The sequence below is a fragment of the Teredinibacter sp. KSP-S5-2 genome (assembly GCF_032773895.1).
Taxonomy (GTDB): domain Bacteria; phylum Pseudomonadota; class Gammaproteobacteria; order Pseudomonadales; family Cellvibrionaceae.
Window position 1 is genome coordinate 323,547 of the sequence record NZ_CP120416.1, and the last position, 23,006, is coordinate 346,552.

The following is a 23,006-nucleotide window of genomic DNA, read 5'->3' on the forward strand; positions in this document are numbered from 1 at the left end:
TTGTCGATTCCGCAGCCCCTATGATGTGCTTAAATCGGCTTTCGAATTTTGTGGTGAGTATTATTCACTGCCTTGAATCGATATTTAGTCTGGCCAAGGGCTCACTGATACAGCGCATAAACCAACTAATATCCGCCAGACGTTTACGCCAACGTTCAATTTTCTGGTGCACCGCCGTTAACTTGGCTATTTCCAGAAACTCACCTTTAGCAAATTGTTTTGTTCGTTCTGTGCCGTTAAATAGTTGATGCCAAAACAAAACGACCTTTAAATCGTCCAGGTGATGGGCTTTTTTCTGATTCACATGGAGCACCACATGATAATGATTGCTCATCACAGCATAAGCACAGACATCAATACAAAATACTTTCGATAGTTGAAGAATGCGATCTTCAATCCATTTCCTGCGGTGTTCAAAGCATTGACCTGTGACACTATCTTTCCCGCACAGAAAGGCGCGGCGTACACATCGGGTAGTGCAGTGGTAGTATGGCGTGGCATCTAAAGCAATGAGTTCCTTTCTCGGTTTGGGCATGACTCTCTCCTTGAGCATGTGTGCTTATAGCGGCTATCGAAATACCGCATGTTTGGCAACAATAAAGGTGGGTGCCTTCATTTGGCTTCGAAATATTTTTGCTAATTGTTGTCACCTTTTCTTGCTAGTAGGGCACTTAGGTTGTAATTCTTCATTTCTAGCTTCGAGATAACGATCTATGGGTATTTTTAAAAAGAAAGTTCAGCTTAGTGACTTCAGTGACGCGGGGTTGGTGTCAGCTTCGCTGGGTGGTGATCGCGATGCCTTTGGTGTAATTGTGGGGCGCTATCAGAGCCTTCTATGTTCCCTGGCTTACTCATCTGTGGGGGATATCAAACACAGTGAAGATATTGCTCAGGAGGTGTTCATCGATGCCTGGCACAAGCTGGCTACTCTCCGTGATCCGGAGAAACTCAAGTCCTGGTTGTGTGGGATTCTGAGGTTCAAAGTTAGCCATTATCGACGCAAAGAGGCCAGGCAGCCGCTTGGCGGTGCTGGTCAGTTGGATGATGTTCAGGATAGTGAAACCAAACAATCCAAGGTTGACGATGGTGTAATCAAGGAGCAGGAGCAACAGTTGCTTTGGCAAGCACTGGAGAAGTTACCTAATACCTACCGAGAGCCTTTAATTTTGTTTTATCGAGAGCATCAGTCCGTTGAGCACGTTGCGACGGAGTTGGATCTCACGGAAGCGACTGTTAAAAAGCGTTTGTCTCGCGGCCGAAAATTATTGCAACAGGCTATGATCATTTTTGTAGAAGATGCTTTACAGAAGAGTAAGCCGGGAGCATCTTTTACTTCAGCCGTGCTATTGGCTATCGTGGGTATTGCTGCACCGAAAACGAAAGCTTCGGTATTGGGAGCCGGTGTTGTACAAACCGGTTCCTGGTTTAAATTGGCTAGCGTGTTGACTATGCTGGCGTCCTTTTCCGGGGTTATCAGTAGCTTTTTTAGTTTGCGGGCGAGCTTAGACCAATCTCGTACAAAGCGAGAAAAACACACTGCCATTAAGCACGTATCACTGTTTTTTTTCATCGCTATTGTTTATGTGATAGGTATGCTGGTGTTTAAGCGTTTAGCCTTAGCTGACATGAGTGCAACGGTGTTTTACTCAATAGCCGCTCATGCGTTAGCTTTTAGTTTCGGTTTAGCGTATATCTTGCTTTTAATATACATGTTAAAAGGTTTGCCGAAAATGCGTGCGCAGGAGCGCAGGTTGTTTCCTGAAGCGTTTCAGGGGGAGTTGGATACGATTAATTCGCGGCAACGGGAATTTAAAACCCGCTTTCAATTTTTAGGAATTCCTTTGCTGCATTTTAAACTGGGGATGCCAGAGCAGGGAGATAGCCCGGCTTTTGCTTGGATAGCTGGTGGCGATAGAGCTTATGGGTTGTTGTTTGCCTGGGGCGGTTATGCGATGGCTCCTATTAGTGTTGGTATCGTGTCAGTTGGTATTGTTTCCATTGGCGCAGTTGGGCTGGGGCCGATTGCTATTGGCACACTGGCGATTGGTGTGATTGGTTTTGGCGCTTCGGCGATCGCCTATAAAGCTTATTCATCACTTTCTTCCCTCGGTTGGGAAAGTGCCTTTAGTGCAGGGTTTGCTGCGGCGAGGGATGCTGCGATAGCGCCGATTGCTTTTGCAGAACATGTTAATAGTGAGTTGGCAGGGGAATTGGTGAACCTCTCGGCGTTTAGTCAAAACTATCTCTGGGTTTTGACTGTTATGGCGGTTCTAGTCATTGTTCCTGCTATATGGCACTCAAATATGGTACGCAGGCGGATGGCCAAAAAAAATAAACAAGATAGCTTTTGTTAGAAGTGCCTGCTTCAACTAAACGCTTTAATATCGATTTCTAATCGTTGAAACATGCACTAACGAAAAACATCTACCTGTTTTTATCGTTAGTGCGAGCCGAATTTTTTAACAATTTCAAGAAACCGTACTTTACAAAATACATTCTTTTTTTTTGAGATACATTAAACAGTCGATATATCCAGTTAATATTAAGTGTTGGCATGCCTCTTTCTGATTTTGATTCCATCCCCATTTTTATGTTTGGTTTTAAAATTTTAGGAATAAATTCGTTGTGGGAAGAGTGACTAAACAGAGTTTGTGTTACCTGTTGTTGAGTGATTTTATTAATCTTTGATGTATAGCTGGTTGATTGTTTTCCGATCCTACCAATCTATATTCCAGGCCTAAATCTTCTTCATTTGGGCTTGCTAACCTTATTAACAGTTCCTGCCTATTGAAACAGGGCGAGTAAGTTGCTTCTATCTATCTTCCAAATCAATTCTTTATGTTCTAAAAAAATACGAACGGGTTAAAAAAGATACAAAATGACGGTTTTGTTTCGATACCTTGTTCAAATTAACAAAAACTAATTGCTTGCGTTTACTGTACCAACTGCTAATACTTAATGTCGCCTATATTTGCTTTTGTATGCATAGGAGGTAGTAGGTTGGTATCCAAGCTTATGATCCATAAGCATTTTCGCAGCCGTATTGACGAGCGCCTAGGCACTAGCCGCTCCTTTGCGGGGCTGAATAACGTCTGTGTCGACGCCAACGGCTGGCTATGTGCTTTGATAAATAAAAGCCATATTTCCCGCTACGAGTGGGAGCCTATGTCTATGGCCGAAGCAGTGCGTCACCTGGGTACCTTGGGCAAGCTGGTGGCGATTTCCACCAAATACGCATCGGTGCAGGCCTCCTGTTATATGCGCAGTGCCAAAGTTACCCGCACATCGGATTCCAATACGCTGAATTCGACCGGAGAGTTTGTCGTTCGGGCTAAATTAGTGCCGCGTAAATTACGCCGCTCTAAAGCTCTGACGGTGACCGCCCGCCTCGAAGGTATGAAGGGCGAATTAATTTATATTGTGGTGTTTGAATATGAATTAATTAAAGAGCCGGACAACAGTTACCTGGCCGATACCTACCTGATTAATTCTGACCAGCTATTTATTTCTCATCGCTCATTGGTGTCCGATGGCTTGAGTGTGTTTCGTTACGATAATGAAAGCATCAGCCATGTTCGCCTGAGTAATACAACCGGTGAAGCGGATTTGCGTTTGCGTTTGGATGGTGTGCAGGAAAACTGCATTCATACTCTACGTTGTTACCCCGTGCCGTTTATTGTGGCCGGGTTATCTACCCTGGCTTCCCGCATGGCGGCGGGGCGTCGCGGTAAACGCCATTACCATTACGCGGTGAAATATGCGGAAATTAAAAACGAGGTTCAGGATTCATTTCACGATGTATTAAAACTGGAATGTATTCATCTTGAGCAGGCGCACGATGTGGATGTAATTCAATGCCATGCGATGTTTGATGGCAAACCGATTGTGCAGGCCGAGTTGGGAATACGTATTTCGGATTAAGTTTTTACTAGGCCACATGCTTGCTTGAGATTTTCGGTTTACTTTCGTCAAGCAAGCACTTCCATGTGATACCGCTCCCAGGTTTAATTGATGCAATACAGTTACGTCCTGTTGTACTTCTCCTTTGGTTGCTTCCGTTCCTCTATTGCATAGGTACTTCCGTGTTTTGCTTCTTCAGGGCATCCTGCCCAGGGTGGTACAACAACTTCCTTGTTAAACATAAACTTCCATGTTGCGCCGCTCTTGGGCGTCCTGCCTTTTGCTGTATAAGTACATCCATGTTGCGCCGCTCTCGGGCGTCCTGCCTTTTGCGGTATAACTACATCCATGTTGCGCCGCTCTCGGGCGTCCTGCCTTTTGCGGTATAAGTACATCCATGTTGCGCCGCTCTCGGGCGTCCTGCCCTCCGCGGCATAAGCACATCCATGTGCAAAAAAAAGTCCCGGCAGCTTGGGTGGCAAGTGCCGGGCAAAGGCTCAGGTCAGGAGCATATAAATAGGGTTAGTTGCTTAGCGCCACCGAGTTGTTTTGCTCGGGTGAATAGATTTCGATATCCACGCGTCGGTCTTTGGAGTAGCTATCGTAGTCGCCAGTAATGGATTGTGATTTACTGGACCCGTGTGCATAGAGGTCGATTCGTTCTTTGGTGATACCGCGTTTTTCCAGGGCGGTGAGTACCGATAGGGCGCGTTCTTCCGATAGCACGTTGTTGTATTCGTCTGTGCCTCGTGGGTCTGCGTGGCCATCCAAACGTACTTTCAGTTTGGGGTTGTCTTTTAAGTAAGTGGCTAACGCGCTTAAGCGTTCAACGTCCGCGCCGTTTAATGTGTCTGTACCAGTTGGGAAGGTAATTTGAAAAGCCAGTTGGTTCTGCGTGGCTTTTTCCAGTTCTTGTATATAGATGTCTCGAACGGCAACTTCTTCTTCGAGAGTGTAAATATCGCCTTGTGCCTGGGAAAGTTTTACTTGCATTTTCTCATCCTGTTTCTTGTCATGTTCGTGCCAGAGTGAACTGCCTAGCGCACCGATAACCATACCTATAGGGCCCCCCGCAATTGCGCCGATTACTGCACCGCCGGAAAAGAACCCTGCCGCAGTGGCTTTTTCTTTACCGGTTGGTTCGGCAAAAGAAGAAGTTGCAGTAAAAATAGAAGCGGCACAGATAGAAGCGGTCAAGATTGTCTTTTTCATGGTGTTTCTCCAAAAAGTCTTTTGTATTTTTTGTTCTACAAGAGCGATGTGCTTTCTTGTTGTCTCGAGTGTTATTAAACATCTCGATGTAGGCAGGCTTATGGAGTTATTCAGGCTTATCGCCGATAAAAAATGGCAAATTATGGACGGGGAAAATTTAGGCGGAAAAGTAAAGCTTGGCTTGAAGAGGGTTAAATCCGCATCAAGCCAAGGGAGGAAGGATTAATTAGTGCTCTGCTGAGCCCAGTGAGAAACTTGTTCTTCAAGAATATTGAGCGGCAGTGAGCCGTCTTTTAACACCACATCGTGAAAGTCGCGAATATCAAATTTGTCGCCCAGTCTGGTTTTGGCGAATTCGCGCAAGCGCAGGATTTCTAACATGCCCACTTTATAGGCTGTGGCCTGGGATGGCATAACCGCGTAGCGCTCGATGGCTTTTACGGCATCGGGCTTGGTAATGGGCATATTGTTGAGTAAATAATTGACGGCTTTGTTTTTGTCCCACTTCATAGCGTGAATGCCGGTATCGGTCACTAAACGGCAGGCGCGCAGGATTTCCATTTTGAGTCGGCCAAAATCAGAGTATGGGTCTGTATAAAGACCAATCTCTTTCGGAATTAATTCAGAATATAACCCCCAGCCTTCTACATAGGCGGTGTGGTGTAAGTATTTACGAAAGTCGGGAATGGCTTGCCGCTCCTGAGCGATGGCAATTTGCATATGGTGGCCGGGCAGGGCTTCGTGGTAGGCCAGGGCTTCCATGGAATACTTGGGCATGTCTTCCATGCGGGAAAGGTTTGCGTAGTAGATGCCGGGGCGTGAACCGTCTGGCGCTGGTGGGTAATAAAAGGCAATGCCCGCAGATTTTTCCCGGTAAGCTTCGACTTGTTTAACAATCAGGTCGGCTTTAGGTTGAACATTAAACAGTTCAGGTAAGCGTTCTTTTATGCCGCCGATAATATGTTGTGTATCGACGAGGTATTGTTTTTTTCCGGCTTCGTTATTGGGGTAATAGAATTGTTTGTCTTGCCCCATAAAATCAAAAAATTCCTGGAGCGAACCTTTAAATCCGGTTTGTTTGGCAATGGCCATCATTTCCTGATGAATGCGTTTGACTTCCTGTAGGCCAATTTGATGGATTTCTTCCGGGCTTAAATCTGTGGTGGTGGTTTGCTTCAGAGCGTGTAAATAATATTCTTTGCCCTTGGGTTGTTTCCAAATGCCAGGGCGATTGTCTGCTTTATGGGATAAGCGCTGCAGCTTTTTGATCAGTTGCTGATACGCCGGTTGAAAATAGTTGTTCAGTGCTTGCCGTTCATTTTCGATCAGGCTTTGTGTTTGCTCTTCCGTTAACTCAAGCTTGGCAATCTTTTGTTTAAAATCCGCAAGCAGGGGCGAGTCGGTTTTTCTGGTATCAAACGGCTGGCCTGTTAGCAGGTTTTTGGAGGATTGAATTACGTGCGGGAAAACGAACTTGGGTGGAATAATGCCCCGTTTCTCCTGCTCGGATATTGTATTGATCAGCCGTTCTATCTGTTGTTTGGTGCCTTTGGTTCGCTCGATATAGGCGATGGCGTGTTCATAGGAGTCGATGCTGTGCTGGTCGATGAGTAAGCTGACCATGCCGGTGTGTCGACCAAACATTTGGTTGACGGGGAACCAGTGGTAACGCCATTTATAGTCTTCAATTTTGTCGTTCAGGTCTTGATCGAGCAAGCGCAAGCTAAGGCGATTTTCTTCGGTGAGTCGCTCTGCGGCGATTTGCCGTGAGCGGCGCAGAAACTCAATATTGATCTTATGCCCTTCTTTTTCGAATTCGGGAGTGTTTTCATCCCATTTATCGTAATTGGTTTTCAGGCCAAGCTCGGTTTGAAATTCCGGCGAGCGGCTTTTCCATGATTCGAAGACATCGGAGAAAAGCTGTTCGGCCTGCTGATCTGCTGATTGAATTGCTGCAAAGGCGTTGCTACATAGAGGAACAATGATAGCAAGTAATAGCATCAGTCTTTTCATTGGTCGTATCCTGTTCAATCGGCGCCACAATTGTGTATTGTTTTCTGATGAATTTCGTGGCTCAATTCGCGTCAGTTTTTGAACTGCAAAATATCAGGATTTCAGCTTGAGCGATATCGCCTCCTCCCAAAAGTCGGAAAAAAGTATAGTTAAATCCAGCGTAGTTGTGTCGGCAATGACTATGTTGTCCCGAGTCTTGGGTTTGGCCAGAGATGTGATCTTCGCCCGTTTTATCGGTGCAGACGAAGCCGCGGATGCGTTTTTTGTCGCATTCAAGATTCCCAATTTTTTACGTCGTTTATTTGCCGAAGGGGCGTTTGCCCAGGCGTTTGTGCCGGTTCTTTCGGAGTTGCGTGAAAAAGGTGCCCGCGAGGCGGTGCAGAATTTTATTGATCGGGTCGCCGGATGTCTGGGTATTTCGTTGTTGGGTATTACCCTGTTTGTGGTTTTGGCGGCACCCCTGGTGACGGTGATTTTTGCCAGTGGCTTTTTGTTTGGTGCGGGGGCTGACCCGGAAAAGTTTGCCCTGACAACGGATTTATTGCGCGTTACCTTTCCCTATTTATTGTTGATTTCCCTTACGGGCTTTGCCGGTTCGATTCTCAATTCGTACGACCAGTTTGCTGTACCAGCGATTACCCCGGTTCTGCTGAATGTTTGTTTAATTACCGCTGCGGCTGTGGTTTCTCCCATGATGGATGTGCCGGTTATGGCCTTGGCCTGGGGGGTGATTGCGGCGGGTATTTTGCAGTTGTGTTTCCAGCTGCCCTTTTTGATGCGGTTGGGGTTGTTGCCTCATCCAAAAATCGATTGGGGGGATGAATCGATACGTAAGGTGTTGAAGCTGATGGCTCCCGCCATATTCGGCGTGTCTGTCAGCCAGATTAACCTGACCTTCGACACCATACTGGCTTCGTTTCTACCGTCTGGCAGTGTGTCCTGGCTGTATTATTCCGACCGATTAACGGAGCTGCCTTTGGGGGTATTTGGTATCGCCATTGCCACGGTGATTTTACCGAGCTTGTCGCGTAAGCATGTGTCCGGTTGTGATTCCTATAGCCACACGCTGGATTGGGCGCTGCGTATGATCTTCCTGATTGCGTTGCCCGCGACTCTGGCGTTGTTTGTTCTGGCAGAGCCTATTCTGTATACGCTGTTTCAATATGGCACCACCACCAGTCGGGATGTGTCGATGTCTGCTGCCAGTTTGCAGGCCTACGCGGTGGGGCTCACCGCTTTTATGTTGATCAAAGTGTTGGCGAGTGCTCACTTCTCTCGGCAGGATACGAAAACGCCGGTAAAAATCGGCGTGATCGCCATGATCGCCAATATGGTGTTGAATGTGGTGTTTGTGGTACCGGCGTATTTTGTCTGGTCGATTGGCCATGCGGGTTTGGCCCTGGCAACCTCGGCATCGGCGTTTATTAATGCGGGCTTACTGTTCCTGGCTTTGCGTCGTTCGGGGGCGTATTTACCTGGAAGCGGCTGGGGAATTTTTGCCCTGCGAATGCTTGCTGCCAATATGGTGATGGTGGTGTGCCTGGTGGTTTTACAGGCGCAGGTCAGCCCTTTTATCGACATGGTGTGGCAGTCTCGGGTGCTCTCTGTGGCCATGCTGTGCGGCGGAGGATTTTTGGCGTATGTCGTCACCTTGCTGGTTTCAGGGCTAAGGCCTGGAGATCTTCGTCCAAAAGCAGCTTAAATCAAGTATTTTCAGGCAAAAACCTTTATCCTGCCTGCATTGCGTGGGGGAGCTAGGGTATACTTGCCGCTTTGTCAAAACTGATCCCAAAATGAATCAATACCAATTTGTGCATGGCCTTTCCGCATTGCGACCCGAGCAGATAAATGCCGATGGGCAAGGCTGTGTAGCAACCATTGGGACCTTTGATGGCGTACACCTGGGACATAGGCAATTACTTGAGTCTGTCATGAGCAAGGCGCGTGAGTATTCGCTGCCTTCGGTGGTGATGATTTTTGAGCCCCAGCCCTATGAGTTTTTTGCTCGGGATGAGGCGCCTTCCCGGTTGTCCCGGCTGCGAGAAAAAGTGTACGAGTTGCTTTCTTTGGGCATCGATAAGGTGGTGTGCCTGAAGTTTAACGAGGCCTTGCGGTCTTTATCGGCGGAGGAGTACATCGAGCGGGTATTGGTGAAAGGCCTGGCGGTAAAGCACTTGATTATCGGCGATGATTTTCGTTTTGGTTGTGACCGAGCCGGTGACTTCAATAAGTTAAAGCAGGCTGGTGAGCAGTATGGTTTTTCTGTTGAAGACACCAAAACATTGAGCGACAGCGGGGAGCGTATTAGCAGTACCCGTATCCGGCAGTTATTAGCGGAAAATCGCTTAGCCGATGCCGAGCGTATTTTGGGTCGGCCCTACAGCATTTTTGGCAAAGTGGTGTATGGCAACCAGTTGGGAAGACAAATTGGTTTTCCCACCGCGAATGTGGCACTTGGACGATTCCGCTCACCGGTTAATGGCGTGTTTGCGGTTACACTGGAAACCCGCGATGGTTTTGGTGCGCGTGAATATCAAGGTGTGGCCAATGTCGGTATGCGTCCTTCCATCGACGGTGATGGACGTAGAAAAAAGAAACCGATATTAGAAGTGCACCTCTTTGGTTTTGACGGCGACCTGTACGGAAATTATGTTTCGGTAGTTTTTCAACGAAAAATACGGGACGAGAAAAAATTTGAATCGCTGGAGGCTTTACAAAAGCAAATAGCGATCGATACAGAAGAAGCGAAACGTTTTTTCGCAGATAACTTTAACGATTCAACACTTAACTAAGATCGACAACAACACTAAGTAAACATTATGAGCGATTACAAATCGACACTGAACTTGCCTCAAACCAAGTTTGCAATGAAAGCGAACCTCGCACAACGAGAGCCGCAAATGTTAAAACGTTGGCAGCAGGAGAAATTATATGAGTCCATTCGTCAGGCGCGTGCTGGACGGGACAAATTTATTCTGCATGATGGCCCTCCCTATGCGAATGGTGACATTCATATTGGCCATGCCGTTAACAAAGTGTTGAAAGATATTATTATCAAAGCCAAAACTTTAAGTGGTTTTGACGCGCCCTATATTCCCGGTTGGGACTGCCACGGTTTACCGATCGAACACAATGTTGAGAAGAAAGTCGGTAAAGCGGGGGAGAAAGTTGACCATGCGACGTTTCGTAAAAAGTGTCGCGAGTATGCTGCGCGGCAAGTAGAAGGTCAGAAAAAAGATTTTATTCGCCTGGGTGTGTTGGGTGAATGGGATACGCCTTACCTGACAATGGATTTTAAAACCGAAGCCGACACGGTTCGTGCTCTCGGTAAAATCGTCCAAAATGGCCATTTACACAAAGGCTTTAAGCCGGTTTATTGGAGTGTGGTTGGCCGTTCTGCATTGGCGGAAGCAGAAGTGGAGTATCAGGATAAAACCTCATTCTCTATCGATGTTCGTTTTGCCGTAGCGGAAGAAGAAAAACTGGCGACTGCCATTCCAAACCTGAAAGGTTCCGGCAAAGTATCGGTTGTTATCTGGACAACAACGCCCTGGACGCTCCCTGCAAACCAGGCTGTGAGTGTGAACCCCGAAATCAATTACGTTGTGCTGCAAAACGGTAGTGAACGTTTATTGCTGGCCGAAGCCTTGGTGGAATCGGTTTGCCAGCGTGCGGGATTGGGTGAGTTGGACGTCGTGGGTAACTGCTCCGGTTCTGTGCTGGAAGGTTTGCAGTTATCTCATCCTTTCTACGATAAATGTGTTCCGGTTTTATTGGGCGACCATGTGACAACCGATGCAGGTACGGGGTGTGTACACACTGCGCCTGATCACGGTATGGAAGACTTCGTGGTGGGTAAAAAATACGACATCGGCACTCTGAATTATGTGGACGAGGGCGGTACTTATCGCGATAGCGTTGAAATTTTTGCCGGTGACCATGTTTATAAAGTCGATGAGAAAGTCATTGCCTTGTTAGAAGAAAAAGGCGCTTTGTTACATCAGGAAAAATTTGTTCATAGTTTTCCTCACTGTTGGCGAACCAAAACGCCATTAATTTTCCGTGCAACACCACAATGGTTTATCAGCATGGAAAAAAATAACTTATTAAATGATGTAAAAGCCTCAGTGGATGGTGTGCAGTGGATTCCCGATTGGGGTGAAGCACGTATCCGTTCCATGTTAGAGGCAAGCCCGGATTGGTGTATTTCCCGTCAGCGTACTTGGGGTGTGCCAATTACATTGTTTGTGAATAAAGAAACCCAAGAGCTTCACCCGGATACGCCCCGCCTTGTTGAAGAAGTGGCAAAACGTATCGACGAAAAAGGCATGGATGCGTGGTTTGAATTGGACGCTGCTGAGTTGTTGGGCGATGAAGCGGATTATTACAGCAAAGTGACAGACACTCTGGATGTTTGGTTTGATTCCGGTGTTACGCATTACTCCGTTATGCAACAGCGTGACAACTTGGGTTATCCCGCGGATTTATATCTTGAAGGGTCGGATCAACATCGGGGGTGGTTCCAGTCTTCATTAAAAACTGCGATGGCGATTAATAAAACCGCGCCGTATAAACAAGTATTGACCCATGGCTTCACCGTGGATGCGGAAGGCAAAAAAATGTCCAAGTCGTTGGGCAATACCGTATCGCCACAAAAAGTGGTGAACGAGTTGGGTGCAGATATTTTGCGTTTATGGGTTTCGGCTACGGACTTTAGCGGAGACATGAGTGTTTCTGATGAAATTCTTAAGCGTACCGCCGACTCTTACAGACGAATCCGTAATACCGCGCGTTTCTTTTTGTCGAACCTAAACGGTTTTAATGCGGCTGAGCATATGGTGCCATTTGATCAAATGGTAGAACTGGATAAATGGGCCGTTGATCGTGTGGCGCAGTTGCAGGAAGAAATTCTTCAACATTACGACGATTATAATTTGCATCTTATTTATCAGAAGTTACATAACTTCTGTGTGGTGGATATGGGTGGTTTTTATCTCGATATTATTAAAGATCGCCAGTACACAGCTAAAACTGATAGTGTGGCTCGTCGCTCTGCTCAAACTGCGTTGCATTATATTGTGCATGCTTTTGTTCGCTGGATTGCGCCGATCATGTCGTTCACTGCGGATGAAATCTGGCAAGAGCTTGATGGTGGTTTTGCCGGCGAGAAAGAATCCTCCGTTTTTGTTGCGCAATGGTTAAGCTTACCTCGCTTGGATAACGAAACTTTCTCTCGCGAATTCTGGCAGAAAATCGCCAAAGTCAAAGTTGCTGTGAATAAGGCCATCGAAGCAAAACGTAATGCAGGTGTAGTTGGTGGTTCATTGGCTTCCGAAGTGACCTTGTATTGTTCGGATGAACTGAAGCAGCAGTTGCTATCGCTAAAAGATGAACTGCGTTTTGTCTTGATTTGCTCTTCCACTCAATTGGAAAGTTTTGATGAAAGCAAAGGCGAAGCCACTGACGTGCAGGGTTTGCGTGTTGCCGTAACTAAAGCGGAACATGAGAAGTGTGAACGTTGCTGGCACTTCCGCGAAGATGTTGGCAGTAATGCTGAACACCCATCTATCTGTGCCCGTTGTGTAACCAATATTGAAGGCGAAGGGGAAGTGCGTGAATTTGCATAAAGGTTTACGTGAGCGCTGGACTTGGATTTGTTACGCAATCGCCGCGGTGGTTATCGTTGTTGATCAAAGTTCAAAGCATATAGTTGTCGCGAATTTTTACGAAGGTGAGCTTATGGAGTTCACCTCATTTTTTGCGTTTACTTTACGCTATAACCCAGGCGCTGCTTTCAGCATGTTTGCGGATTGGGGCGGAGTGCAACAATATTTTTTAAGCGGCTTATCGGCTGTGGTCAGTCTCGGTTTAATTTTCTGGATAGCACTTGTCGATAAAACACGTAAATTTGAAGCGTTAGGCTTGGCCCTGGTGTTAGGCGGTGCTGTTGGTAATTTGTACGACCGCGTCATGATGGGGGAGGTGGTGGATTTCATTATCTTTTTCCACTGGTTCCCGGCGTTTAACATTGCTGACTCCGCGATTACCGTTGGTGCGGCGCTGTTAATATTGGATGCATTTTTTGGTCGTCACAGTGACGCAGAAAAAGCGAATTAGGTGCGGAGCGAAGAGTCTGTATGTGTGTGATTGATTCCCATACCCAAGTCGTTTTGCATTTTTCCCTGAGTATGGAAGATGGTTCGGTTATCGATTCCAACTTTGATGCCGAGCCAGCGACCTTTACCGTCGGTGATGGAAATCTATTACCGGGGTTTGAGCGAAGCTTGATGGGCTTGCGTTCTGGCGATGAGCGGTCGATTAAAGTATCGCCTGCCGATGGGTTTGGCATGCCCAACCCGAATAATGTTCAGGTATTGAAGAAAAGCCTGTTTGATGAAAGTCTCACACTTGAACCCGGTTTAGTGGTGTCTTTCGCGGATGCTGCGGGCGCAGAGCGGCCTGGTATGGTGCAAAGCTTTGATGATAACGAAGTTGTGATCGACTTTAATCATCCCCTTGCCGGTAAAACGATTGTCTTTGATGTCAAAATAATTGACGTCCAACCTGTGGTGAAGAATTAATAGCGTTATGGAAATTAAACTTGCTAACCCAAGAGGCTTTTGTGCCGGTGTCGACCGCGCCATTGATATCGTGAACCGAGCGTTGGATGTTTTTGGTGCGCCGATATATGTGCGTCACGAAGTGGTACACAATAAATTTGTGGTCGAGTCCCTGAAAGAACGCGGAGCGATTTTTGTCGAGGAGTTAGAAGAGATCCCTGATGATGTGATCGTGATTTTCAGTGCCCATGGCGTATCTCAGGCAGTGAGAAAAGAAGCTGCCGATCGCGGTTTGCGAGTGTTCGATGCAACTTGTCCCTTGGTAACCAAGGTGCATATGGAGGTGGCAAAGTATAGTAAGGACGGATGTGAGTGTGTCTTGATTGGTCACGAAGGCCATCCCGAAGTGGTTGGCACCATGGGGCAATATGATACTGCGAATGGCGGGGCAATCTATTTGGTCGAGAACGAAGAGGACGTCGCCCGACTAACGGTTCAGAATCCGGATTCACTGGCTTATGTAACTCAGACAACACTCTCAATGGATGATACGGCCAAGGTCATCGATAGCTTGCGGCAGAAATTTCCCAAAATATCTGGACCGAGAAAAGACGACATCTGTTATGCCACGCAAAATCGCCAGGATGCCGTGAAGCAGCTGGCTCTTGAGTGTGACTTGGTGTTGGTGGTTGGTTCGCCAACCAGCTCAAACTCTAATCGTCTGCGAGAGTTAGCTGAGCGGTGTGGTGCGCGCTCATTTCTGATTGATGGCCCGGAAGACATCAAGAAGAAATGGTTTGCCGATGTGAAATCCATAGGCATAACTGCGGGAGCTTCAGCGCCAGAAGTGTTAGTGAAAGATGTTATCTCAGGACTGCAGCAACTGGGAGCTAAGGTGCCGGTTGAGATGCACGGCCGTGAAGAGAACATCAGCTTCTCCCTGCCAAAAGATTTGCGCTAGTTCACCTTTTATAAATTATTCCCGCGGTTAATCGCCCCTGAAAGCCAGTCGTCCGAGCTGGCTTTCATCCCCGGAAAGGCCCTGATATAACTAAGTTAACAGTCTTCAGGTCTTTTCGCCCTATGAAATTTTGTAGCTCTCCCAAGTCAAAGATAGCTGGATTCACTCTACTTGAGCTAATGGTGACGGTTCTTATCGTAGCGATTCTGGCTTCTATCGCTGCCCCCTCCATGACAACTTACCAAAACAAAAAGTGTGTTACGGCTGGAGTACATAATTTTGCTGCAACGATTCTTAGCGCAAGGCGCTTAGCAATGGATACGCAAAATAACATGCGTTTGTGTGCTTCAGTGGATGGTGAGACTTGTGCTACTGCTGCCGATTGGAGTAGTGGTTTTATTGTTTTTGAGGATGATTCAGTTGCTGCTGATCAGACAGGCAACGGAGTAAGAGACGCAACGGAGAAACTCTATTCGAGCTATACCCCTTCTTGTGATGCGACTGTCTCTGTTAGAAGTAGAACAAACACATCCACAGATGTGGCCTCATTTGGTTTTAATTTCCGCGGTTACAGCCTTAGCAACTTAAGACATTTTATTGTTGTCTGTCCTGTAGATAATATTGCTTCTAATGCCAGAGGCTTATTGGTTGAGCTAAATGGAAGAACGCTCCAGTCCCATGATCTGGATGCAAATGGCATTCATGAAGTCGTACTCAGTCAGGATGATGGTACTGTGTTCAGTGAAGAGATTAGTTGTCCGTAAATTAACTAGAGAATTTGAAGTGAATACGAGTGATATGAGCTTAAAAAAAGTTTTAGGCAATCGAGTTCAGAGAGTAGATAAAACTGCCGGTTCTTCATTAATTGAAGTGATGGTCGCACTCTTTCTTCTTGCTGTTGGCATGCTGGGTGTTTTAGCAATGCAGGCTAACTCTATTAAATTAAACAATAACGCGTATCTATATTCTCAAGCCGATATGCTTTCCAAAGAAATTCTGGAAGCTATTCATTCTTGCGGTGATCGGGGTAACAATGCCAAGGCTTGCATTGAACTTTTTAAAATCGGTTTGGATGATTCCTCTCCTGGTGGTGCTAACTGTGAAGGTAGTACCTGTGGTTATGCTGATTTGGCCAGGTGGTACATACGTGAATGGCGTGAAAATATAGAAAACCAGTTGCCTGCTGGCAAAGGGGCGATTAGTTATGTTGCTAGTACAACTCCTGATAATACAACTAATTACGATGTGACCATTACTATTGAGTTTTCTTTGGGGGTGGACAGGGAATCGAATGCGGTTGGGCGTCAGGGAGGAAGTGTTGTTCCCTCTGATGTAATTAAAGAGCGTGTCACGTTAAAAACTACCATTGTTCATTTGGGTGGATAGTAAAAAGTTATTGAGGATTTATAGGCAGAGAATATGAGTACCGTAAAGATGGTAAAGAAAGATGCAGGCTTTTCTCTGGTTGAACTGCTGGTTTCTATTTTGATTTCAATGATTATATTTGGCGGTGTGGTAAATGTAATATTGAACAGTAACAACACCTATAGGGTGGAGGAAGAGTCGACATATATTCAAGAAAATATTCGCTATTCTGTTGATGTGTTAACCCGGGATATTCAGCATGCGGGATTTTTTGAGTGTGGTACCTTATCTCAATTTAGAATTGCAAACTCTATTGATAATTCTGCTGCCGACAGTTTTCTCAACCTCACGGCAATAGAGGGGTATGAGGGTGATTTGCTCGCCCCGGTCGAATATAGAGCTGATCAGTATAACGATTCGGACTCAATTCTTTTGCGTTACGCAGATACTTCGACGGAAGTGTCTGTTGCTTCTCACTCTCCCAATTCTGCAGAGATTAAATTGACAGGGAGCCATAATTTTAGTGTGGGAACACCTCTAATCGTCGTGGACTCTAATTGTGGTGAAATGGGTTTTTTCTCGGTTAGCGGCCCAAGTGATAGTAGCTTGCCCGCAGATCATATCGTTCACAATACGGGAAGCGGTAGCAACCAAAATTGTACCAAAGTGATTAAAGCTTCAATCTCTTCTTTTGAGTGTGATGGAAGTTGTACTTCCACTTCGTGCGGTGGTAACAGCCCTGCGGAATATTCACCTGGCTCGTCGGTGTTTAGATTTTATTCTGCTGCATATTATATCGGTAATTCAGCGATTATCCCTGGTATGCCTGCACTTAAAAAGGCAACACTTCTCTCTTCTGGTGTGCGCTTGGAAGAGTTGGTTCAAGGTGTGGAGCGGATGGAAGTCTTATATGGTGTTGATGAAGATATTCGGACTCATATAGATAATCCCAACTGGCTGTCTGATATGGGCGATGGAATTATTGATAGCTACCAAAGAGCTGATGCGGTTGCTGACTGGAACCAAGTGTTAGCTGTTAAAGTAAATTTATTTTTCCGTTCTCAAGGTGATGTGTTCGATGCAGATCAAGTCACCACGCTACACGGAATTGATTTTGGTCCCGATAGATTTTTATGGCGCACAGCGAGCTTGACCGCTCAGATTCGTAGCCGTTCTCGTCGTGATTTAATGAATTAGTTGAGGTTTTTATGAAGAGGAAATTTCAACCGATAATTAGGGCGCGAAAGCTGCAATCTGGCGCAGCCTTAATTGTTAGTTTGGTGATATTGGGTGTGATAACGCTTATAGGCGTTTCTAACATGGAAACCACAAACATGCAGATGAAAATGGTTTCTCATGACAGGGATCGATCTGATGCTTTTGCTCTTGCTGATGCGGCGCTGACGGAAGTTGAATATCTCTTATCCAAAAAACTAGAGATTCGCCGGGAAAATTTGGAAGATGACTGCGACCCGGCTACGACTTTTTGTTTTACTGATAATTGCACTGGAGGAAAAGATTATCCAGGTTTTTGTTTCGATGGCTCTTGGCCGTTTTCCAAAACAGAATACGAATGTTCCGTGGGAAAAACCGCAGCAGCAGGCGGCGAAAGAGTAAAGTTTTGGTCTGACGAAACCTTGGATGTGTGGGATACCGCGGGGCGTCATGGAGTGGTTACGGTGTCAGATGACAATATAGAAGTGAAATATATTGTTGAGTTCTTGTGTTTTGTGGATCCAAGTCCTTCGGATAATGATATTTTCGGAATTGCTTCAGGTCAGAACCCCGATGGGGGGCAACCTCTTTTTCGAATAACGGCCTTTACTGCTGGTGGAAAAAGAGTGGCGCCAGTGGCACTTCAAAGTACCTATGTTGTTAATTGCGTTGATTGTTAACCTGTGTTGCGTTTAATACGGACCCAGATTGGAAATATATTATGAGTACTATATTGATATCCAAGTTTATAGCTGAATCCAAAAGGGGCTGGCAAAAAATATTGTCTGGCGCTCTATTTTCGCTTTGCTTCTCTAGTTATGCTCAAGCGCAAGACATTACAGACTATATTTATATACCCCCAACGATTGAAAATGAAACGCCTTTGGTTATGTTGGCGATGTCCAATGACCATCAGTTGTATTTTAAATCATACACTGACTGGGATGACCTGGATGGGGATGGAAGGCCAGATGTTGGTTATAAGCATTCCATTACATACGAAGGCTATTTTGACCCTCAAAAATGTTATGTTTATAGCAGTAGCAGTTTACTTTTTGAACCTGTGTCAAAAGCTTCAGCAGCTGGCAACTATTGTAATGAAACTGCGGGAAATCAATGGCATGGGAATTTTCTTAACTGGGCGAGCATGACCCGTATTGACCATGTTAGAAAGATTCTCTACGGAGGGTACAGGTATACAGATGGTGCAAACCAAACTGTTTTGGAACGAAGTTTTTTGCCTATGGATGTGCATTCTTTTGCCAAACACTATGATGGCGAAGATGTTGGCAAGTTGACGCCTTTTAACAATGTTAAGGATCAATCTTCTTATATCGGTTTATCTCCTTCCAATTCCAATTATGCGGATAGGCGTAAAGCCGCTGGTATTACTATTTGTAATACCTCGAATGGTTATGCCTACTCAAACAGGAATTCCAGTAATAGTCCTGCGCCCCCATTAATGCGAGTCGTAGAAGGCAATTACCTACTCTGGGGAAGTTTGACTGGACAGCAGTGTATTTATCGTGATGAGCCGAATGTTGTTGACCGCTGGCAAAATTACTCTGCGGATCCGGTTGATGTTGGTATTTATTCTAATGCCGGAGCTCCGAATACCGCTGACAGAGCAACACAAGGTGACGGTAATACCATTAGAGATTACGTTGCCCGTGTTGAAGTTTGTAAAGTTGGCTTATTGGAAAGCGATTGTAAACAATACCCAAATGGTACTTATAAACCTGTTGGTGTCTTACAAAAATTTGGTGAAGACGACCAAGTTTATTGGGGGTTAATGACCGGTTCTTACGACAGCAATATGGAAGGTGGTGCGTTACGTAAAGAAGTAAGTAGTTTTCGTAACGAGGTTAATTCGACTATCGATGGTACCTTTACCAGTGTGAACGGTATTGTTAGTACCATTGATAAGTTCAGAATTGCAAATTACCGTTTTGCCGAAGATAACGGTTCCGGTTGGTATTTGTATGATGGCTGTAATTGGGGAACCTTAAGCTTCCTCAATGGGAACTGTTCCAACTGGGGTAACCCTTTTGGTGAGATATTATTGGAATGTTATCGATACCTTGGTGGTGCAGGGTCTCCTCTGCATTCAGCTGATGACACAACGTATATTTCCGGTTTAGAGTCTGACGATAATTGGAGTACTAAGGCTGGCGCTGACCCAAATTCTTCTTCGCCTCTTAAGGAAGAAAATTCTTGTGCGAAACTTAATGTGCTGGCGTTTAATGCAAGTACGATTTCATTTGATGCGGACTTGGCTGATAGCGATTTCGCATATTTCTCCGGTGCCAGCTCAAGAAGTAATATCCAGGCTTATACCAAGTACATTGGTGAGTTGGAAGGCATTACAGGAGCTGGCACGAACAAGTATTTTGTTGGTGTTTCTGGTGGCAGTAATGATGGTCAGTGTACTGCAAAAAGTATAACGGACTTATCCAAGGTTTCTGGAACCTGTCCAGAGGCACCTCGGTTGAGAGGAAGTTACCATTCGGCAGGACTGTCGTATTTTGCTCGTACCGAAGATATTAATCCTCTGATTTCTGGCGAGCAAAATGTTAATACTTATGGTATTGCGTTAGCTCCAAATGTGCCAAAAATTGAAATTACCGTTCCTGCCGGGGCCAATCAAGGCAAAAAACTTTCTATTGTGCCTGCGTGTAACGCCCTAATGGCTGGTGGGAGTGGGGCTTGTGGATTGGCTGATTTTAAAATAATTGAGCCTGACCATGAAATCTCTCCCGGTGTTCATGGCGGTACCTTTTACGTGGTATGGGATGATACCGAGCATGGTGGTGACTTTGATCTGGATGTTGGCGGTATTATTCAATATGAAGTGAGTGCCACTGAGTTAAAGGTATCTTCAGATGCGGTATACCAGCTAGCTAGTGTTGTTCTTGGTTTTGGTTATATCCTAAGTGGTACTGATGATGATGGCATTCATATCTATTCCGGTATTAATGGATATAGCGGTTTTGGTTGTTCCGGCTGTAATGTTGGAGATAGTGCGGTTCAAATGACATTTGGCTTTGGTAATGGCACATCGGCAGAATTCCTGGAGCAGCCGCTATTTTATACTGCAAAGTACGGCGGTTTTAATGATGAGAATGACGATGCCATTCCCAATGGAACTACGGACAACCCCCATTACGAATGGGATGAGAATAAGGATGGTGTCCCTGATAAGTATTTCTTCTCGCAAAACCCTGGTGATTTAAAAGAATATCTTGTTGAAGCATTAAACGATATTTCGTCTCGAGTGTCAGCGGGTACAGCTGCTGCGGTGGTGGCGAGTTCAACGGAAGGTGCCGGGATTGTTGTTCAGGCATTGTATAACCCGAAATTCAATGGTGAGGATGATCGCTCTGTAAACTGGGTGGGTAGTTTGAATGCGTTTTTCCTTGAATCCTACGGTCGAGGCAACAAACGTCTTCGAGAAGACTCTGACGGAGACGGGATCATGGAAGATAGTGATAAAATTATTTCGATCAGATATAACGAGTCACTAGGTGAACTTGCTGTGGAAAAATATACAGCAGCGCTCCGCAGTAGCAACGAAACGTTTGAAGGAAGTTTCCCTCTGTCTGAGTTGAATCCTGTATGGCAAGGTCATCATCAATTAGCGAAGGTGACCGATTACGTCAATCAACGGACATACAGTAATAGCGCATTATCCGGGCGTTATATTGTAACGGCTTTTGATACAAACAGAGACGGTGTTATTAAAGGAACTGAAGCAACTCTTGTTGATTTTGTTACCGGTGAGTTTGATCCTACATCTAGCTCGAATGTGGTAGATGGTGTGCCTCGCTACCGGTTCTTAGGTTTCCCTTCATATGACCCTTCTGTCAGTGCTTCAGATCCGAAAAGTAAGGAGTCGATAAAAACGAAAACCGATAATTTGGTGAACTTTATTCGAGGTAAAGAAGGGATTGCTGGATTCCGCTCTCGTACAGTCGATTTTATTACGTCAACTACGGATGCTGAACCATGGTTGTTGGGAGATATTATCCATTCTTCTCCTGCGGTTCTAGGCCCTCCTGATGATGCAAAATTCGGTTATTACGGTGTCTATGATGACAAAACTTACCAGACATATATGCAGGCTAATGAAAGTCGGCGTAATGTGGTTTTTGTTGGTAGCAATGACGGTATGATTCATGCGTTCAATGCGGGGACAAAAAATAAATATACTTATTCGTCTGATGCCAGAGCACAATTAGGTGATGAGCTTTGGGCTTATGTTCCCTATAACCTGTTACCCCACTTACAGTGGCTTGGCCGGGAAAACTATCCCCATGTCAGTTACATGGATGGTTCCACCAAGGTTTTTGATGTGAAAATCAATGGTGAATGGAAAGCTATTTTAGTTGTTGGCATGCGCTTTGGCGGTGGCTTATATCAGGTGGATCCAAATGAAGATGGTGACTTAAGTGATGCCATTAATTTTAAATCAGCCTATGTGGTTCTGGACGTGACTGACCCAGAGAGTCCGCCAAAATTACTCGCGGAATTTACTCACCCGAATTTAGGTTTCACAACTGTTGAACCAATGGTGGTAAAAAGTGTTGTGTTGGATGACGCAACTACGGCTGGTGATGAGCGATCGGATGCCTGGTATTTAGTTTTTGGTTCTGGACCCAGTGGATCAACAGACGCCACTCGAAAGGATGCTATTACTTTTGGCGTCAGTAACCAGACTGCGAAACTATTTATGTTAAATCTTGATACGCTTGAGCTTAAGTCTGGTGGACCTGTCGATACCGGATTAGCCGATAGCTTTGTTGGTGGTATTGAGGTTGCCGATTGGGATAGGGATTATAAAGACGATGTAATTTACTTTGGAACAGTAAATGGCACGCCTGAGGTTCCTGGAGGGAGACTTTCCCGTTACGTACCTTTTTCGTCATCGACGGGTGTTACTAGTAACTTAACGAGCTCTGTATCGAGCATGTTAAATGTCACTAATCAACCGTTTTCCGCGCCACCTCTTGCTTATACTGATACCTATGGTGAGCATTGGATATATGTGGGAACGGGCAGACTTTATACCCAAAAAGATAATCTTTACGAGTATCAAAATTCGTTCTATGGGTTAAAAGAGCCGAAAGATAGTTTAGGCAAATTAACTGGCGTGGAATTGCAATACAAACAAGGTAATCCTGTGGGTACCGATATTGTTGATACAACGATGATTGTAACTAACGGGCAGCTGCTAGGAAAAAGAGGTCAGTCAATAGGCGATGCTAGCCATGACCTTGGATTGCCGGAAAATGCAACTATGCACGATCATGTCGTGAGTGCCGTTCAACAGAAGCAGGGATGGATGTACAACTATGTATATGGGTTGAATGAAAGCGCCCAGAATCCGGATGGTACTGCAAACTTAAAGAGACGGACGTTAGGTCGCGCAGAGGTTTTGCCTTTCTTTGGAACTCTGTTATATCCCACGTATGACGTGACTCTGGAAAAATGTAAACCAGAAGGCACTGGTGTGCTTTATGCTCCCAGTTTAACGGGAGGAATATCGGCACTTATTTCTCCTCTGGGGGTTGGCGAACGTCGAATTGACAACACCGCCACAGAGCCTGGTGGAGATGAAGAATTACTATTTTCTCAGGGCTTTAGAGGGTTGGGTAACTTAAGTGGAGGGTTAATTCAGACTTCTACCGGTGAACTATTCTTCCCTGAACTTGTTAGTTTGGACGTAAGTGGTGGCCGTCGTTCCTGGCGGGAAATCCCTGTGAATTGGAACTGGAAGTAAG

The 23,006-nt window shown here is 45.6% G+C and carries 16 protein-coding genes; 13 read left to right on the forward strand and 3 right to left on the reverse strand.

The features are described 5' to 3' along the window. Window positions 1–64: 64 nt before the first annotated feature. Entirely contained in the window at window positions 65–535 is a 471-nt protein-coding gene (locus P5V12_RS01515) for a nitrogen fixation protein NifB (RefSeq protein WP_316955471.1), read from the reverse strand. 178 nt (window positions 536–713) lie between these two features. Here P5V12_RS01515 and P5V12_RS01520 point away from each other — a divergent pair, with 178 nt between their 5' ends. Together P5V12_RS01520 and P5V12_RS01525 are read left to right on the forward strand one after the other, a co-directional pair. After that, window positions 714–2,354, forward strand: coding sequence for a sigma-70 family RNA polymerase sigma factor (locus P5V12_RS01520; RefSeq protein WP_316955472.1), 1,641 nt, complete (start codon window positions 714–716; stop codon window positions 2,352–2,354). Window positions 2,355–3,015: 661 nt separating this feature from the next. After that, window positions 3,016–3,921, forward strand: coding sequence for a hypothetical protein (locus P5V12_RS01525; protein WP_316955473.1), 906 nt, complete (start codon window positions 3,016–3,018; stop codon window positions 3,919–3,921). 501 nt (window positions 3,922–4,422) lie between these two features. Here P5V12_RS01525 and P5V12_RS01530 read toward each other — a convergent pair. Both P5V12_RS01530 and P5V12_RS01535 read right to left on the reverse strand, forming a co-directional pair. Then, window positions 4,423–5,112: an OmpA family protein gene (locus tag P5V12_RS01530; protein ID WP_316955474.1), complete on the reverse strand. Its 690-nt coding sequence runs from the start codon at window positions 5,110–5,112 to the stop codon at window positions 4,423–4,425. A gap of 222 nt (window positions 5,113–5,334) precedes the next feature. Next, complete coding sequence (locus P5V12_RS01535) at window positions 5,335–7,125, reverse strand: DUF885 domain-containing protein (protein ID WP_316955475.1); 1,791 nt, start codon at window positions 7,123–7,125, stop codon at window positions 5,335–5,337. 175 nt (window positions 7,126–7,300) lie between these two features. On the opposite strand from P5V12_RS01535, the gene murJ reads away from it, so the two are divergent. From murJ to P5V12_RS01590, 11 genes are all read left to right on the forward strand, one after another. Further along, window positions 7,301–8,827 carry a murein biosynthesis integral membrane protein MurJ gene (murJ, locus tag P5V12_RS01540; protein WP_316957399.1) on the forward strand — a complete coding sequence of 509 codons (1,527 nt, stop codon included), beginning with the start codon at window positions 7,301–7,303 and terminating at the stop codon, window positions 8,825–8,827. A gap of 91 nt (window positions 8,828–8,918) precedes the next feature. Next, complete coding sequence (gene ribF, locus P5V12_RS01545; RefSeq protein WP_316955476.1) at window positions 8,919–9,917, forward strand: bifunctional riboflavin kinase/FAD synthetase; 999 nt, start codon at window positions 8,919–8,921, stop codon at window positions 9,915–9,917. Window positions 9,918–9,944: 27 nt separating this feature from the next. Then, window positions 9,945–12,752 carry an isoleucine--tRNA ligase gene (ileS, locus tag P5V12_RS01550; RefSeq protein ID WP_316955477.1) on the forward strand — a complete coding sequence of 936 codons (2,808 nt, stop codon included), beginning with the start codon at window positions 9,945–9,947 and terminating at the stop codon, window positions 12,750–12,752. Next, a complete protein-coding gene (gene lspA, locus P5V12_RS01555) occupies window positions 12,739–13,242 on the forward strand; it encodes a signal peptidase II (RefSeq protein ID WP_316955478.1) in 504 nt (167 codons plus the stop codon). Before ileS ends, lspA begins: the two co-directional genes overlap by 14 nt. 20 nt (window positions 13,243–13,262) lie before the next feature. Beyond that, entirely contained in the window at window positions 13,263–13,706 is a 444-nt protein-coding gene (locus P5V12_RS01560) for a peptidylprolyl isomerase (protein WP_316955479.1), read from the forward strand. Between the two features lie 7 nt (window positions 13,707–13,713). Then, complete coding sequence (gene ispH, locus P5V12_RS01565) at window positions 13,714–14,646, forward strand: 4-hydroxy-3-methylbut-2-enyl diphosphate reductase (RefSeq protein WP_316955480.1); 933 nt, start codon at window positions 13,714–13,716, stop codon at window positions 14,644–14,646. A 122-nt stretch (window positions 14,647–14,768) separates the two neighbouring features. Further along, complete coding sequence (locus tag P5V12_RS01570; protein ID WP_316955481.1) at window positions 14,769–15,410, forward strand: GspH/FimT family pseudopilin; 642 nt, start codon at window positions 14,769–14,771, stop codon at window positions 15,408–15,410. Between the two features lie 34 nt (window positions 15,411–15,444). Continuing rightward, window positions 15,445–16,032, forward strand: a complete 588-nt coding sequence (gene pilV, locus P5V12_RS01575; protein ID WP_316955482.1) for a type IV pilus modification protein PilV — start codon at window positions 15,445–15,447, stop codon at window positions 16,030–16,032. 33 nt (window positions 16,033–16,065) lie between these two features. After that, complete coding sequence (locus P5V12_RS01580; RefSeq protein ID WP_316955483.1) at window positions 16,066–17,208, forward strand: PilW family protein; 1,143 nt, start codon at window positions 16,066–16,068, stop codon at window positions 17,206–17,208. Window positions 17,209–17,219: 11 nt separating this feature from the next. After that, window positions 17,220–17,906: a PilX N-terminal domain-containing pilus assembly protein gene (locus P5V12_RS01585; RefSeq protein ID WP_316955484.1), complete on the forward strand. Its 687-nt coding sequence runs from the start codon at window positions 17,220–17,222 to the stop codon at window positions 17,904–17,906. 41 nt (window positions 17,907–17,947) lie between these two features. Beyond that, window positions 17,948–23,005, forward strand: coding sequence for a pilus assembly protein (locus tag P5V12_RS01590; protein WP_316955485.1), 5,058 nt, complete (start codon window positions 17,948–17,950; stop codon window positions 23,003–23,005). Window position 23,006 lies beyond the last annotated feature (1 nt).